We start from the raw sequence: 14,299 nt of genomic DNA on the forward strand, positions 1-14,299 counted from the left end.
TTTCAAGAGCAAACCCGGGGAACTGAAACATCTAAGTACCCGGAGGAAAGGAAATCAACAGATACTCCCCTAGTAGTGGCGAGCGAACGGGGACCAGCCGAGCCGTGAATGTGACCAGAACAGTCTGGAAAGACTGACCATAGTGGGTGACAGTCCCGTATGGGAAGCATGATCGGACGTATTAAGTAGGGCGGGACACGTGAAATCCTGTCTGAAGATCGGGGGACCACCCTCGAAGGCTAAGTACTCCTTGCTGACCGATAGCGAACCAGTACCGTGAGGGAAAGGTGAAAAGCACCCCGACGAGGGGAGTGAAACAGTACCTGAAACCGAACGCCTACAAGCAGTCGGAGGGACCTCGAGTCCTGACGGCGTACCTTTTGTATAATGGGTCATCGACTTGGTCTCACGTGCAAGCTTAAGCCGATAGGTGTAGGCGCAGCGAAAGCGAGTCTTAAATGGGCGTCGAGTTCGTGGGATCAGACCCGAAACCGAGTGATCTAGGCATGACCAGGATGAAGGTTAGGTAACACTAACTGGAGGTCCGAACCCACACCTGTTGAAAAAGGTCGGGATGAGTTGTGCCTAGGGGTGAAAGGCCAATCAAACTCGGAGATAGCTGGTTCTCCGCGAAAGCTATTTAGGTAGCGCGTCATCCGAATACCCCGGGGGGTAGAGCACTGGATGGGTAATGGGGCCCCACAGGCTTACTGATCCTAACCAAACTCCGAATACCCGGGAGTACTAGATGGCAGACACACGGCGGGTGCTAACGTCCGTCGTGGAGAGGGAAACAACCCTGACCTACAGCTAAGGCCCCCAATTCGTGGCTAAGTGGGAAAGCAGGTGGGACGACCAAAACAACCAGGAGGTTGGCTTAGAAGCAGCCATCCTTTAAAGATAGCGTAACAGCTCACTGGTCTAAATAAGTTGTCCTGCGGCGAAGATGTAACGGGGCTCAAGCCACGAGCCGAAGCTTAGGACTGCATATGCAGTGGTAGCGGAGCGTAGTGTGAAAAAACCCACTCCTCCTTACCGCCCTCGGGCGGATTGGAGGAACGGGTTTGGCTGTGAAGCCGGGCTGTGAGGCACCGGTGGAGCGATCACTAGCGAGAATGATGACATGAGTAGCGACAATGAGGGTGAGAGACCCTCACGCCGAAAGTCCAAGGGTTCCTGCTTAAAGCTAATCTGAGCAGGGTAAGCCGGCCCCTAAGGCGAGGCTGAAAAGCGTAGCCGATGGGAACCACGTTAATATTCGTGGGCCAGGAGGATGTGACGGATCGCAGGTGTGGTGAGACCTTATCGGATTGGTCTTGCCGCTGAGCGGTTCCTGGAAATAGCCCTCCATCAGACCGTACCCTAAACCGACACAGGTGGACTGGTAGAGCATACCAAGGCGCTTGAGAGAACGATGTTGAAGGAACTCGGCAAAATGCCTCCGTAAGTTCGCGAGAAGGAGGCCCGGTTCGTGGGCAACCATGGGCCGGGGGCACAAACTAGGGGGTGGCGACTGTTTACTAAAAACACAGGGCTCTGCGAAGTCGCAAGACGACGTATAGGGTCTGACGCCTGCCCGGTGCCGGAAGGTTAAAAGGAGAGGTGCAAGCCTCGAATTGAAGCCCCGGTAAACGGCGGCCGTAACTATAACGGTCCTAAGGTAGCGAAATTCCTTGTCGGGTAAGTTCCGACCTGCACGAATGGCGTAACGACTTCCCCGCTGTCTCCAACATCGACTCAGCGAAATTGAATTGCCTGTCAAGATGCAGGCTTCCCGCGGTTAGACGGAAAGACCCCGTGCACCTTCACTACAGCTTCACACTGGCATCAGGCATGCGATGTGCAGGATAGGTGGTAGGCTTTGAAACCAGGACGCCAGTTCTGGCGGAGCCTCCCTTGAGATACCACCCTTCTCCTGCTTGATGTCTAACCGCGGTCCGTTATCCGGATCCGGGACCCTGTGTGGCGGGTAGTTTGACTGGGGCGGTCGCCTCCCAAATAGTAACGGAGGCGCGCGAAGGTTGGCTCAGAGCGGTCGGAAATCGCTCGTTGAGTGCAATGGCAGAAGCCAGCCTGACTGCAAGACTGACAAGTCGAGCAGAGACGAAAGTCGGCCATAGTGATCCGGTGGTCCCGAGTGGAAGGGCCATCGCTCAACGGATAAAAGGTACGCCGGGGATAACAGGCTGATACTGCCCAAGAGTCCATATCGACGGCAGTGTTTGGCACCTCGATGTCGGCTCATCTCATCCTGGGGCTGGAGCAGGTCCCAAGGGTACGGCTGTTCGCCGTTTAAAGAGGTACGTGAGCTGGGTTTAGAACGTCGTGAGACAGTTCGGTCCCTATCTTCCGTGGGTGTAGGATACTTGAGAGGAGTTGCCCCTAGTACGAGAGGACCGGGGTGAACGATCCACTGGTGGACCTGTTGTCGTGCCAACGGCAGTGCAGGGTAGCTATGATCGGACAGGATAACCGCTGAAGGCATCTAAGCGGGAAGCCCCCCTCAAAACAAGGTATCCCTTGAGGACCGTGGTAGACCACCACGTCGATAGGCCGGAGATGTAAGCGCAGCAATGCGTTCAGTTGACCGGTACTAATTGTCCGATAGGCTTGATTTGATCCAGTAATAGCCAAGCTATGCTGGTCATCAGCAACACAACCCCAGTGTACGCGACTTGGAGAATGGCTCTTCCTCGGTTTGGTGGTCATAGCACGAGCAAAACACCCGGCTCCATTCCGAACCCGGCCGTTAAGTGCCGTCGCGCCGATGGTACTGCGTCTCAAGACGTGGGAGAGTAGGTCGCCGCCAAACCTAGAAAGAGCCATATAACTCTCTGTTCGATGTTCCGTCCCTATATCAAAAAGACATGGGACGGACGCGCATGGCTCTCGCCAAGCGCAGAATTGGCGCGGGGTGGAGCAGCCCGGTAGCTCGTCAGGCTCATAACCTGAAGGTCGTAGGTTCAAATCCTACCCCCGCAACCAACACTAATTCTCCAAGACTATCAATGCCTTCCAGCCGATCCCCTTCCGGGGTGCCGGCCGTTGTCGGCGGCGTCAGGGCCTCCGCACCTGTCGCAAGACGCAGAAGACCCGCCAGCGCCCCGTGAAGCTCGATCGTCAGGCCTTCCCCCTCCGCAGCCGGTGTCAGAACGATCCGGTCCACAAGCGCCCGAAGCGCCTCCTTCGCCTCTTCCATCCCCGCGGCGTCCCCGAGACCGCGGATCAGTGCGCCCACCCGGTCCCGGTAAGTCAGCGCCATAGACGGATGAAACCGGACGGGGCCGGAGGCCGGGGCCGAGGAAAGCGCCGCCTCCAACTCTCTGCGCCGCGCATCGAGCGCCAGCATCCGGTCCTTTACCTGCTCCGCCGGGATCCCGGCCACGATCGCGTCCACAAGCTTTGCGTGGCTGCCTCTCACGCGCGCCAGCTCCTTTTCCAGGTTGCCTCGACCGGCCAGGGCCGCGTCCTGCAGCCGGTTGCGCTCAGCCGTGTATTCCTTGCAGAACGCTTCCACCAGACCGGGATCCATCAGGTGGTGTTCCAGCGCATCCAGGACCCGGCGCTCCAGATCCACGCGCTTGATCGTCCGCATGTTGGTGCAGATCGCGCTGCCCTTGTTGCGGGCCCGCGAGCATGCGCATTTCACCTTGCGCGCTTATACGAATGCGGGTCTTTCGATGAGCGAAGCAGCCAAACGCGGCACACTATCGAGGCTTCAGGACCTCGCGGCCGAGATCATGCGGCGATACCATCCCGAAATCGAACGCGGGCACCGCAAGTGGGACCGTATCGCGGCGGGCGCGGATTATCCCGACACTCTTCATCGCAGTGTGCGCGAGTTGCACCATGATCTTCCTGGCGAGCTGGAATCGCTGCGGCAACAGCACGCTGAAGAGCAAAAAGCCCTTGTGCAGGCCACGAACGAGAGGGGGGTGCAGCAGACGAAGCTGGACGCCATCCTTGTGGAAATCGACGAACTTGAAGCGGAACTCGACTTCGCTCGGGAAGAGCTGCAATCGCGGCAGTTGGAACTCGCCCGGTTGAAGACAGACGAAAAGGCGCATCAGTCGGAACTTGATGCGCTGAGAGCCTCCGCGGAGAAGACGCGTCGGCACCTGGCAGAACTCGACGCCAAAGCAGTCGAAGAGGAGAAAAAAGAGAAGCGGCGGCGGACCTATCAGCTCCGCCTCGAGAAAAAGGAGGCCGCGATCGCGGCGCAGGAAAATGAGCTTGCGCGGAAGGAGGCGAGGGCCTTGGCGGCGCAAGCCGCGATCGCGGAAAAGGTTCGCCTCATCGCAGCGCGCGAAGCAGATCTGGCGCATCGCGAGCAGCACCAGACGCAACAGGCAGAAGTCGCGCAAGCGCTCACGGCCGATCTGGATGCCCGTGCGGGCGAAATTTCTCTCAGAGAAGGGGAAGTGGCGGCAGCGCGCACCGAGTTGGTGTCGGAAGCGCAGGAGGTAAGGGCGCAGAAAGAGGAGCTGGATGCGAGCCTCGCAGCGATCGACCATGTGGTCGCGGAGATTGAGACGGGCGGAATCCAGATTCTGAATGATGGAAAGCTTCAGTTCAGGGATCCTGCGCCGATCCGCGTGGCACCGAGGCCCCTTCGGGTTCGCCTGTTGCCTATCATTCGAAGATTGGTGCGAAAAATCGACGAGACCGAGAAGCGGGCATCCTTCGTCGAAGAAATGATGCGGCGAATGCAGCGGTTGTTCGGCCGTCCTGATCTGCCGGAAGATGTCGAGCACGAAGCCAGAGAGATCGAGGCAGATTGGCAGGGCGGGCACTTGTAAACCAGTCCTGGAACCGACTTTCGTGCCAAACGTACTGGATGACCGATCCTCAGCCTTCCGCGGCATCTGTGCAAGATGGAGCATGGCTCCAAGCACCGACAGGAACGGGCGTATTCCATTGAAAAACTCGGCTCGGCGATCGCATTTCTCCTCGCTCAGGATTTGCGGCGCCTGCGCCTATCCTTCCTCAACAGGCGACCGGTGGGATCGGAAGGAGCTTTGCGAGCTTCCGGAGGTTCTGTGCGGTGGCTGCGAGGTGGAATTCATCACGTGCGCCGCTCGGGCCCCGCAATCGGAGACGGCTGAGACCCAGGATGCGCTTCAAATGCGCGAAGAGCATCTCCACCTTTTTCCGGAGCTTGCAGGAGATCGCGTAGTCGGTGGTCTGGGTGATCGCACGCGCTCGATCCCGGGAGGGCTCGAAGATCGACCGGAGGATTTTGCGCGAGGGTTCTTTGTTCGCGGACCAGGTGATCAATGAAGCCACCGCAGGCGTGAAGGCCAGGTCGCTCTCGCGATACTGCACGGTGTATTCGAGCTCGGGGTAGTCGTTCGCGAGTTCCACCGTCAGCGCGCCCGCATCCGCATAGGCTGAGAGCAGCTCGGTCAGGATCTCGATCACGGTCTTGTTGTGGAAGATCCGCTGGTTACGGCGAAGGCTGGCAAGAAAGGCCCAGGGCCGGAGCCGCAGCCGGTAGCGATGGCCGTTGTCGCCCGAGCCCAGCCAGCGCGCCTCGGTGACGATGCCGTCGAAAGGGCGTTCGCCGTCCTTCGTGGTGAGGGTGACGGTGGCATGCGTCCCGATCAGCCGGTCGAAATCGAGATCGGCCGTGGCAGCGAGGCAGTCCGCGGAATAGTCGAACAGCGCGTTCAGGTGATCCGTGCCTTCGAACCGGCGGAGCACCAGGACATCCTGCCCCAGAACCGTTGAAATCCGGCCCATGCGGGCGTCCTGACGGAAGAAGCCACTCATGAAATACCCTCTTTTAATACCGCTAAGGTAGTGGCGCACGTCGTGCCGTGACAACCCCCGGCTGCCGTTCGCTTTGGGGGGCGCGGTCATTGGCGGCATCGTGCCGATTTGAGGGGCGGTAAGGCTGGCCGACGGGACAGGACCGAGCCCTGCCAAGATCAAGTACCGAGACCGCCCCAGGGGGCCACGAGGGCGCAATTCCCGGTGGCCAGGACCGCGCCGAAACTGCTCTCGCCGCGGCGACCACGAATGGCCGTTTTCGTGATTCTGCAGGCAGCAGGGGCCGAGGCGCTCAATGTCTTCTGTGGATGGCCCCTGCTTTGCAAGAGCTTTATTGTGATTTTGCGGCGCCATTGTCAGTACAGTCGTCTGTCCGGCCTGTTTGCGTGACACCTTCGGGATGCCACTGACCCTGATGAGTTCCGCAAGCGAGGTTCCAATCGGCTTAGCGACCTCGCGGGCCGCTGACATTCACGGAGTGTCCTTGCTTTTGGTTGACTTCGTTCCGCATCATCACGGTCCAAGCGTCTTGCAACTCGTGCCGGCCGGGCGGTCAGGTGCCCGGCTGGCGGTAGTCCTGTTGCTTCGTCAGCATGGCCCAGACGATCCGGGCGGCCTTGTTGGCCATGGCGACGGTGGCCAGCCGGAACGGCTTCTGGGCCAGCATCTTCGCCGTCCAGAGATCGGCACGCTCGGGATGCTTCCTGGCCATCAAGGCGCGCGACGTCATGCCGACGATCAGCAGCTTCCTGATGTAGCGGTCGCCCTTCTTGGTGATCTTCCCGAGCCGCTCCTTGCCGCCGCTGGATTTGTTCAGGGGGGGCAGACCCAGCCAGGCCGCCAGATCGCGCCCGGTCCGGAATTGTTTCGCATCGCCGATCGTGGCGATGATGGCCGAGGCGGTAATCGGACCGATCCCGGGTATGCGCATCAGCCGCCGGGCATCTGCCGTCATCATGGCGTGCTGTTCGATCATCCTGGTGTAGCCGACGACCCGGGTGTTGAGGCCCACCAGCTGATGGCACAGCGTCCCGAGAATGCCGTTGGCCAGTTCCGGCATGTCGGGATGGTCCCCGCCGAGGTGGCGTTTGGCAAAGGTGAGGATGGCGCCCACTCCGGTCGGCAGGATGTGGCCGAATTCGCGCAAGATGCTGCGGATCATGTTCACGATCTGGGTTTGCTGCCGGACCACAAGATCGCGGGTGCGGTGGATCGCCAGGATCGCCTGCTGATCTTCCGTCTTCAGTTCGACGAAGCGCATCGTGGGTCGGCGCACCGCCTCGCAAATCGCCTCGGCATCGACCGCGTCGGTCTTGCCCCGCTTCACATAGGGTTTCACATAGCCCGCAGGCATCAGCCGGACGTCGTGACCGAGCTTGCCCAATTCGCGGCCCCAGTGATGGGCGGACCCACACGCCTCCATCCCGACGACGCAGGGCGGCAGGGCCTCGAAGAATTGCAGAAGCTTGGCGCGCTTCACCGTCTTGTTGAAAATGACGCGCCCATTCGCGGAAATCCCGTGAACCTGAAAGACATCCTTGGCCAAATCCAGGCCGACCGTATTGACTGTCATTGGGTGGCTCCTCTCTCAGCAGTCGATGACAACTGCACTATGGCGCATCGCGACGCCGGGGGAGCAGGGGCCATCCACATCATCCGCTATCGGCAGGAATCGCGCGGAGCGAACGGCAGCTTCTGATGACCGCCTTCGCCGCCGCTGGTCCGCGCAATCTTGCGCCGACCGGATGATGTGACCGGCTTCGCGAGGCGCGCATCTGGTCGGAAACCACTCGGCTGGATCTGCGCCTCGCCGAAGTGGCGAGCCCGCGGCCCGGCGACCGCATCGAGATCGACGGCGAGGCCTTCCTCGTTCAGGGCGAGCCCGTCCGTGACCGCGAGCGGCTCGTCTGGACCGTCGATCTGAGGCCCGCGTGAAGCTGAAACTCGACATCACGCCCGATCTCGTCGCCGCCATGGCCGCGGAAGTGAAGGCCGGCGAGAAGGCCGTCACCGCCGCCATGCGCGAGGCCGGGACCGGGCTCAAGACCGCCTGGCGCGGACAGATCACTGGCGCGGGGCTCGGGCGGCGGCTGGCGAACTCGATCCGGAGCCAGACCTACCCCAAGGCCGGCGAGAGCCTGAACGCCGCGGCGCTCGTCTGGTTCAAGGCCCCGGTCATCGTGGGCGCGCATGACACTGGGCCGCTGATCCGCTCGAAGAACGGGTTCTGGCTGGCGATCCCGCTGCCCGCCGCAGGCAAGTCCCTCCGCGGTGGCAGGATCACGCCCGGTGAATGGGAACAGCGACGCGGTCTGCGCCTGCGCTTCGTCTATCGCCGGATGGGCCCCAGCCTGCTGGTAGCGGAGGGACGGCTGAACACGAAGGGTCAGGCGGTCGTGTCGCGCTCGAAGACCGGGCGGGGCAAGGTCACCGCGCCGATCTTCCTGCTGGTCCCGCAGGTCAAGCTGCCGAAACGGCTGGATCTGGCGCGGGATGCTGACCGGGCGTTGGACAATGTGCCGGGTCTGATCGTGGCGAATTGGAGAGCAAACTGACGCCTGAAACGAAGGTCCCGGAAATCCCAATATCCCAATCGAATACGCGCTGTCAGCGAATCTTTACGACACCAAGAATATCAGGAAGAAGATGAAAGCAATGCCGATAATCCACGGCACCGCGTTTGAGCTTTCACTTTGCGTGGTTTGTGAATTTTTGGTGTTTCGCGCGATCCGGTCATTACTTTCTTTGCGCCTCCTATCTTCGGTTCTCTTGTAGTCGATTGTCCGCCCGAAAAAGCTCCCCGCCAATTCGAGGACCCTGGCTTCGTCGCAATCGTGTTCAAATACGGCATCACCCGGTGGGCCCCATTGGTCCCTAACGTAATAGCCTTTTCCGTTGTAACTTCCGGTGATTTCGAATGGCCCGCTTCCGCTCCCAGGTGAAAATGGAGCAATTCTCAATGAGGGACCAAAACCCTTTTCGAAGTAATAGCCATGAGGGACAAACTTTGGCTTCAGAATTTTGTAGAACTTTTCTGTCGCCGCTTCGCGCCGCCGGTAGCGATCCTCTCCCCTATTGCGTTCCTCGTCGGCCTTCGCCTGGCCACTTTGCGTTCTCAGTCTCCAGGGCCTTCAGCCTCTTGGCCTCGGACACTTCCATGCCGCCATACTTCGAGCGCCATTTGTAGAAGGTGCCATCGCTGATGCCGTGCTTGCGGCACAGTTCCTTGGCACCTATCCCGGCCTGATGCTCCTTCAAGATGCCAATGATCTGCTCTTCGCTGAAACGGCTTTTCCGCATCGTCTGTCTCCTCGTTTGGAGAACAGGCTAACCTCAAACCGCGGACTGTTCAGGGGAGCACGTCACTGTTGGTAGAGAAATCTAAAGGCCGCGTCGCCTTGGGAGGCCAAAACCCGCGATAGTCGCTAGACTGGATAGGAGCAAAACTGCGCCTGCCGGGAGAGGAACAACGGCGGTACCGTCTTGCGTGGCGCCGGTGATGGTCAAGTTGCCGTCCGCAAAAAGAACGCCATCGGTGAAGAAATCGGAAATCCCAAAGCCATCTAAGTCGCCGGTAAATGTCGCAATCGCGTACGACTGAATCCCAGTCGATAGCGAGAACAACATTGAGAATGAGTCATCGGCAACGCCATTGTCGACGCTCAGGGCAGTTCCCACCAGCGTGCCGTCGAGGGCAACGACAGAGAAATCATCCAACAAAGTCAGGAAACCCGATGACAGATCAGCAGCCAAGGCGACATCGATCAAGAAATCTGGGCTGGTGATTGATCCGCCGAGAAATGACGGATCGTAGTCGAACGATGCGTCATCGTCAAAATAGACGTCGCTGGTCTCAGTGTAGCCCGCGAAGGTGGCCGCATTGGCGGCTACCGACGCGAGCCAAACATTCGCGACAACGAGAATTCCAAGTGTCTTGTGCTTCATATCGCATCCCTTTCACCCAATACATGGGGCGGCCGCAGCGGCACGCAGAAAATCTTCGCTTTTATGCAAAATTCAATTCTAATAGCCCTTCGAGGCCTTCTGTGATGTCTCCGGAAATGGTCAGCACATCGTTGTCGGGGCCATAGGCGAACCGCAAGGTGGTGCTGCTCGTGCGGAGTGTTTCCAGATGGATATCCTCGTAGCAGAAGCCGATGATAATATCGCCATCTGTCCAATCCATGATCCGGGCACTGTCGACTGCTCCGTTTGCTGCGTTGACTGTCAAATCAAAGATGTCTTCGCCGCCATTGCCCGTGGCCACGTCACCATAGCCGCCATTGAACCTGAACTCATCCGCATCCTCGGTTCCTGTAAGAATATCGCGGCCCGTGGTTCCGTTAATCACGTTGAAACCGGGCTCATCGATTGGCACGACGTCCGCCTCGCTGATCCCGGGGACATTCAGCGAGGATTGAATGAAGCTTTGGTCGCCGGTGAGCGCGAAATCCAAGACAGCGTTGTTGAAATTGGCGGTTCCAGGCGTCAGGCCTGCATCGGTGACAGCCTGTTCCGCAGCGGCTCGGACACTCGGATCGAGCTCGTCGAGAGTGACAAGACTTCCCGGGTAGTCCGGATCGTAGAAACCCGCGAGGCTTTCGCCGTCATCATAGGTGAACAGGCTGTCCACCTCGTCACTGACGCGCCAATCGTCGCGATACTCGCCATAGAGATCTTCAAAGGCAAGGGGCCGATCCAAGACCGAGCCATCGGCCAGGGCGATGTCATTCGACCCGTCGCCATCACCGTTGCCCAGAAGGCCTTCGAGGTCACCGGCAAGGTCACTGTTGAAGCGCACTTCAAGGTCGACGCGGTCTCCTACGACATCGACGATCAGCCGACTGTCGCCCGCATTCACCACACCGTCTGTGCCCGCATAGATGATCGTATAGGTGTTGTCCTCGCGGTAGATCCGGTCGTTGCCGACATCTACGAACGAGAAATCGTCGATCACGGTGACGACTCCGTCGATGGTTACGGGGGTGGCGTCGGTTGCGTCCACCATTACGGCCGTGCCGCCCAGATTGGTCGCGATGGCCGAAGTCACGCTGACCTCGTTACCGACCGGCAGAAACCGCGCCTGCACTTCGAAACTCGGGGCCGACACGCCGCGCAGCAGAACGTATTCGCCCACGGCCTGGAAGTCGTAGCCGACGCCATCCAACGTTGCGAGATGCGGATCGCCCGCAGCCCATCCGGTCAGCCCGATCGGCGGGAGCGGCGGAATATCGCTCGTTTTTATATCGCCAGAACGTACGCGAAACAGCCAGCGCCCAACATCGCCGGTGTTGCCCTCTGTCTCGTCGAGGGCCAAAATGTCGCCTTGGTCGCCTGAGGCCGGAAGTTCAAAATAGGCGTCCGGATCGCCCGTTCCGGCGGTATAGCCTGCGCGAGCCACCACACCGCCAAGGCCTCCCGTGCCGTCGCTCGCATCGCCGGTCGTCCAGTTGATGTCCTCGTAGCGAAACTCGACGTCGAAATCTCCGTCCCCGCGATCGGTCAATATCAACTGGAACGCATTCAGCTTGTCTGTGGCTGAGGCGTAATAGCCCACGTCATCCCAGGTCACGATGAACCGGTCGTTGACTGTGTCGAAGTCGTAGTAAACGAGGTTAGATCCAGTCGAATTGCCGCCAGGCGTCTCGGAGGTGTCTCCGCCCCGCGTGTCGACGTCGGCAAAAAAGGGGGAGATTTCAGGGTTGTTGCTGAACTCCGTGATGAACTCTGGCGTGAAAGTCGAGCGTGCGCCGTTGAATGTGACGCTTCCATTGTTGTTGACCCAGAGCTGGGTGAACTCCCTGCCGAAGAAGTTCAGCCCGTCTTCGAAGATGCTCGTGATATCGACGGCGGCTGTGGAGCCGTCATCGTTGCGCGCGAGGAGATTTTCCCCGAAACCGGCATCCCCGCCAAGGCCGGAGATGAGCGAGACCCCGGTGCTCTCGTTTGGATCTTGAATGTCTGCGGGGGTCAGGTCCTGTGGAAGGTCTGCATCAACTCCGACAGGAGTAAGAATGGGACCCTCGTCGGTTTGCCAAAGAATGTTCTGATATATCCAAGATTCGTTCGAGTTTCCGAAAGTTGCCGTTGTGCCATCAAGATCAACCGAAACCATTTCGTCTCCGCCAAATACATAGAATATGGGTTCTCCGCTCGGCCTGTCGTCACTTCTAAGGTCGACCGAAATTTGGTTGATCGTAATATGCAAGTGTGCGCCAAGACTGTATCCGGTTTGACCCACGAGACCGATTTCCGTCTCTCCAACTCGGACCTCCTGTCCAGGGGTCAAAAGTGCTGATCCGGGGGCAAGATGGGCATATGTTGCGTAGAACTCGCCACTTGGGCCAGAGTGCCTTATTGTGACAATGTTCCCCAATCCGACCGGCCCATAGTCCGGGCTATTGTCCGATGAGGTTTCCGTTGCGGTTGATCCATAGTATACGCTAACCACTTCACCGTCATATGGAGCGATTATCGGCGTGAGAATTGGCACTGCGAGATCCACAGAGGAACCAAAGTCAACCGCTCCGGAGTCGGATGCCCCATGAGACGGGGCGCCTGAGAATGCTGCTTGCGTAAAGTCAATCGAAGTGCCATCGGGAAAGGGGAGCCTAAGTGTGAACATTGCGCCTCCAAAATTCTATCTATTACGAAAACCCGGAATGTCGCTTCCTGAACAGTCACTTGAAAGTATAGAGCTTCTCGGTTTTGTAAGCCGTGCGTGACTTCCTCGCGCATGGGAATCTAGATTATTCGACCCGCTTAACACATCTGATAGGAGATTACGGACTGCGCGACGAGGCAAGCGCACAGGATTGCGTCCTGCACGAATCTTGCATCACTTTGCGGTTTGACAGCGAAAAGGGAGACAGGACTTTTGGAGCGCCAGCACCTAGACAGGCAAGGGCGTGAACTTCTTGTCCTTTAAGTCATGCGCCTACCACGACTATCCCTCGAGATCTCTGCACGCCGTGAGGCAAGAGGTTTGTCGCAATCCGCTTTGGCGGAGCGTCTTGGCGTAGATGCCGTAACAATTCACCGCTACGAGAAGGGGCAAGCCAAACCGCGGCGACCAGAGGTCATAGGTGGCCTCCGCGATGTTCTGGGTTTCAGCCAGGCGGAGCTCGACGCGCTTTTTCTCGACTGGACGATTCTCGACGGGATTGGGCACAGTGAGTATGCGATGCAGGGTTATGCCTTTCTCGAGTTGGCAGGCATGGAAGAACACGATCTCGTCGAGCGCTTGATCGAGATCGACACAGCACTTATCCCCGACATCGTCGAGCTTGACGAGGGCACGACCGACCAGTGGGCGCCGATCTTTCACGATTCGCCTTGGACATGGCAGGTGCTCGTTCATCATGGACGGATCGTCGGCTACTGGCATTACCTGATCCTGACGAAGGACAGCTTTGCTGCCGTCATGCGGGGTTCTCTTCGGGATTCCATGCTTGCAGTCGAGCATCTGGATACGCCGATTGCAATCACCGGGCATGGCGCGTATTTCGCATATATCGTGATGGCAGGGATCGAGCCGGCCCACCGGAACCCCGCCACCTTGAAGATGTTGTTCCAATCGTTGATCAAATCCCTGTGCCGTGTGGCTGAACATGGGATCTTCTTCGCTGCGGTCGGGACGGTCGCAGTGACACCCGAAGGCAGTAGTATCGCTCAACGGCTGGGAATGAAGCCTGTTTGCGCAATACCCTTTGGGCGCCGCGTCGAACCCGTTCATTGCATGCAAATCACGGCTGATGCTCTCGCTGGTGGTTCCGTTTCCCTATGCGACGAAAAGATCGTGGAGTATTATCGGAACTGGTTGGATCGAAACCGATAATTTGGGAGGAAGAGGATCATTTCCAGCGAGACAAGGGAAACACCGCCAACGGGAATGGCGTGGTCGCTGAGGGCGCGAGCGTGGCGGCATTTTTTCGACGGTGATTTCTGTGATCGTCACGGAATTGACTATTTCAACGGCGGCCCATGCCCATAGAGAAAAAATTCACAACAGATTTCATAAATGCCCTAGGTACAGGACTCGTTCTCTCTCAAAGCCAGAAGATTACGGTCGCAGCGAGTGCGATTGCTGAGAAGAAGGTTTGTGGGCAGCGGTCATAACGGGTTGCAACCCTCCTCCAGTCCTTGAGCCTGCCGAACATGATCTCGATCCGGTTGCGACGTTTGTATCTGCGCTTGTCGTACCGGACGGGCGTCTTGCGTTTCTTCCGGCCCGGGATGCAAGGACGTATCTGCTTGTCCTGCAAGGCTTCTCTGAACCAATCGGCATCATAGCCACGATCTCCGAGCAGCCATTTCACCTTGGGCAACCCGCTGACCAGGGCACGCGCCCCGATGTAATCGCTGACGGGTCCGGCAGTCAGGAACAGGTCGATGGGCCGGCCCTGGCTGTCGCAGATGGCGTGCAGTTTCGTATTCATGCCGCCTTTGGGTCGGCCAATCAGACGCCCACGCCCCCTTTTTTGACGCCCAGGCTGGACGCCGTACGATGGGCCTTCAGATACCAGCC

General features: G+C 58.8%; 8 protein-coding genes, 1 tRNA gene, 2 rRNA genes and 3 pseudogenes (1 of these 14 running past the window's edge). 7 read left to right on the forward strand and 7 right to left on the reverse strand.

Going from position 1 to position 14,299, the window contains the following annotated elements:
• The 4 genes from A6W98_RS04765 to A6W98_RS04780 all read left to right on the forward strand — a co-directional run.
• Nucleotides 1-2,618: ribosomal RNA gene (locus A6W98_RS04765) — 23S ribosomal RNA — on the forward strand; it begins 208 nt to the left of the window's first position.
• 79 nt (nt 2,619-2,697) lie between these two features.
• A 5S ribosomal RNA gene (rrf, locus tag A6W98_RS04770) occupies nt 2,698-2,812 on the forward strand.
• A 96-nt stretch (nt 2,813-2,908) separates the two neighbouring features.
• Nucleotides 2,909-2,985: transfer RNA gene (locus A6W98_RS04775), tRNA-Met, on the forward strand.
• Between the two features lie 608 nt (nt 2,986-3,593).
• Nucleotides 3,594-4,799, forward strand: a complete 1,206-nt coding sequence (locus A6W98_RS04780) for a coiled-coil domain-containing protein (protein WP_063490878.1) — start codon at nt 3,594-3,596, stop codon at nt 4,797-4,799.
• Nucleotides 4,800-4,986: 187 nt separating this feature from the next.
• On the opposite strand, the gene A6W98_RS22190 is transcribed toward A6W98_RS04780, so the two are convergent.
• Both A6W98_RS22190 and A6W98_RS04790 read right to left on the reverse strand, forming a co-directional pair.
• Nucleotides 4,987-6,243 (reverse strand): contractile injection system protein, VgrG/Pvc8 family, encoded by a 1,257-nt coding sequence (locus A6W98_RS22190; protein ID WP_081251767.1) that lies wholly within the window; start codon nt 6,241-6,243, stop codon nt 4,987-4,989.
• An 82-nt stretch (nt 6,244-6,325) separates the two neighbouring features.
• A complete protein-coding gene (locus A6W98_RS04790) occupies nt 6,326-7,345 on the reverse strand; it encodes an IS110 family RNA-guided transposase (protein ID WP_042456325.1) in 1,020 nt (339 codons plus the stop codon).
• A 242-nt stretch (nt 7,346-7,587) separates the two neighbouring features.
• Here A6W98_RS04790 and A6W98_RS22285 point away from each other — a divergent pair, with 242 nt between their 5' ends.
• Together A6W98_RS22285 and A6W98_RS04800 are read left to right on the forward strand one after the other, a co-directional pair.
• Nucleotides 7,588-7,707 carry a head-tail joining protein gene (locus A6W98_RS22285; RefSeq protein WP_425600703.1) on the forward strand — a complete coding sequence of 40 codons (120 nt, stop codon included), beginning with the start codon at nt 7,588-7,590 and terminating at the stop codon, nt 7,705-7,707.
• A complete protein-coding gene (locus A6W98_RS04800) occupies nt 7,704-8,327 on the forward strand; it encodes a DUF6441 family protein (protein ID WP_042458547.1) in 624 nt (207 codons plus the stop codon). The genes A6W98_RS22285 and A6W98_RS04800 overlap by 4 nt, the downstream gene beginning before the upstream one ends.
• Before the next feature lie 550 nt (nt 8,328-8,877).
• Here the strand turns inward: A6W98_RS04800 and A6W98_RS04805 are convergent.
• From A6W98_RS04805 to A6W98_RS22290, 4 genes and pseudogenes are all read right to left on the reverse strand, one after another.
• Nucleotides 8,878-9,072: pseudogene (locus A6W98_RS04805) on the reverse strand (transposase); the annotation flags it as partial.
• An 81-nt stretch (nt 9,073-9,153) separates the two neighbouring features.
• Nucleotides 9,154-9,717 carry a VPLPA-CTERM sorting domain-containing protein gene (locus A6W98_RS04810; RefSeq protein WP_042458553.1) on the reverse strand — a complete coding sequence of 188 codons (564 nt, stop codon included), beginning with the start codon at nt 9,715-9,717 and terminating at the stop codon, nt 9,154-9,156.
• Between the two features lie 61 nt (nt 9,718-9,778).
• Nucleotides 9,779-11,887 (reverse strand): nidogen-like domain-containing protein, encoded by a 2,109-nt coding sequence (locus tag A6W98_RS04815; protein ID WP_052677925.1) that lies wholly within the window; start codon nt 11,885-11,887, stop codon nt 9,779-9,781.
• A gap of 84 nt (nt 11,888-11,971) precedes the next feature.
• Nucleotides 11,972-12,397: pseudogene (locus tag A6W98_RS22290) on the reverse strand (M23 family metallopeptidase); the annotation flags it as partial.
• A 306-nt stretch (nt 12,398-12,703) separates the two neighbouring features.
• Between A6W98_RS22290 and A6W98_RS04820 the strand changes: the two are divergent.
• Nucleotides 12,704-13,609, forward strand: coding sequence for a helix-turn-helix domain-containing protein (locus A6W98_RS04820; RefSeq protein WP_042458556.1), 906 nt, complete (start codon nt 12,704-12,706; stop codon nt 13,607-13,609).
• Between the two features lie 211 nt (nt 13,610-13,820).
• Here the strand turns inward: A6W98_RS04820 and A6W98_RS04825 are convergent.
• Nucleotides 13,821-14,296 (reverse strand): annotated as a pseudogene (locus A6W98_RS04825) (IS5 family transposase); the annotation flags it as partial.
• Nucleotides 14,297-14,299: the final 3 nt, after the last annotated feature.

It is taken from the genome of Rhodovulum sulfidophilum DSM 1374, from assembly GCF_001633165.1.
In the GTDB taxonomy this organism is placed as follows: Bacteria; Pseudomonadota; Alphaproteobacteria; order Rhodobacterales; family Rhodobacteraceae; genus Rhodovulum; species Rhodovulum sulfidophilum.

What these genes read in the sequence shown, in the direction of transcription:
- A6W98_RS04815 (WP_052677925.1), bottom strand. Translation starts at nt 11,887, where the DNA reads ATGGTTTCGGTTGATCTTGATGGCACAACGGCAACTTTCGGAAACTCG.
- A6W98_RS04810 (WP_042458553.1), bottom strand. Translation starts at nt 9,717, where the DNA reads ATGAAGCACAAGACACTTGGAATTCTCGTTGTCGCGAATGTTTGGCTC.
- A6W98_RS04820 (WP_042458556.1), top strand. Translation starts at nt 12,704, where the DNA reads ATGCGCCTACCACGACTATCCCTCGAGATCTCTGCACGCCGTGAGGCA.
- A6W98_RS04780 (WP_063490878.1), top strand. Translation starts at nt 3,594, where the DNA reads ATGTTGGTGCAGATCGCGCTGCCCTTGTTGCGGGCCCGCGAGCATGCG.
- A6W98_RS22190 (WP_081251767.1), bottom strand. Translation starts at nt 6,243, where the DNA reads ATGTCAGCGGCCCGCGAGGTCGCTAAGCCGATTGGAACCTCGCTTGCG.
- A6W98_RS04790 (WP_042456325.1), bottom strand. Translation starts at nt 7,345, where the DNA reads ATGACAGTCAATACGGTCGGCCTGGATTTGGCCAAGGATGTCTTTCAG.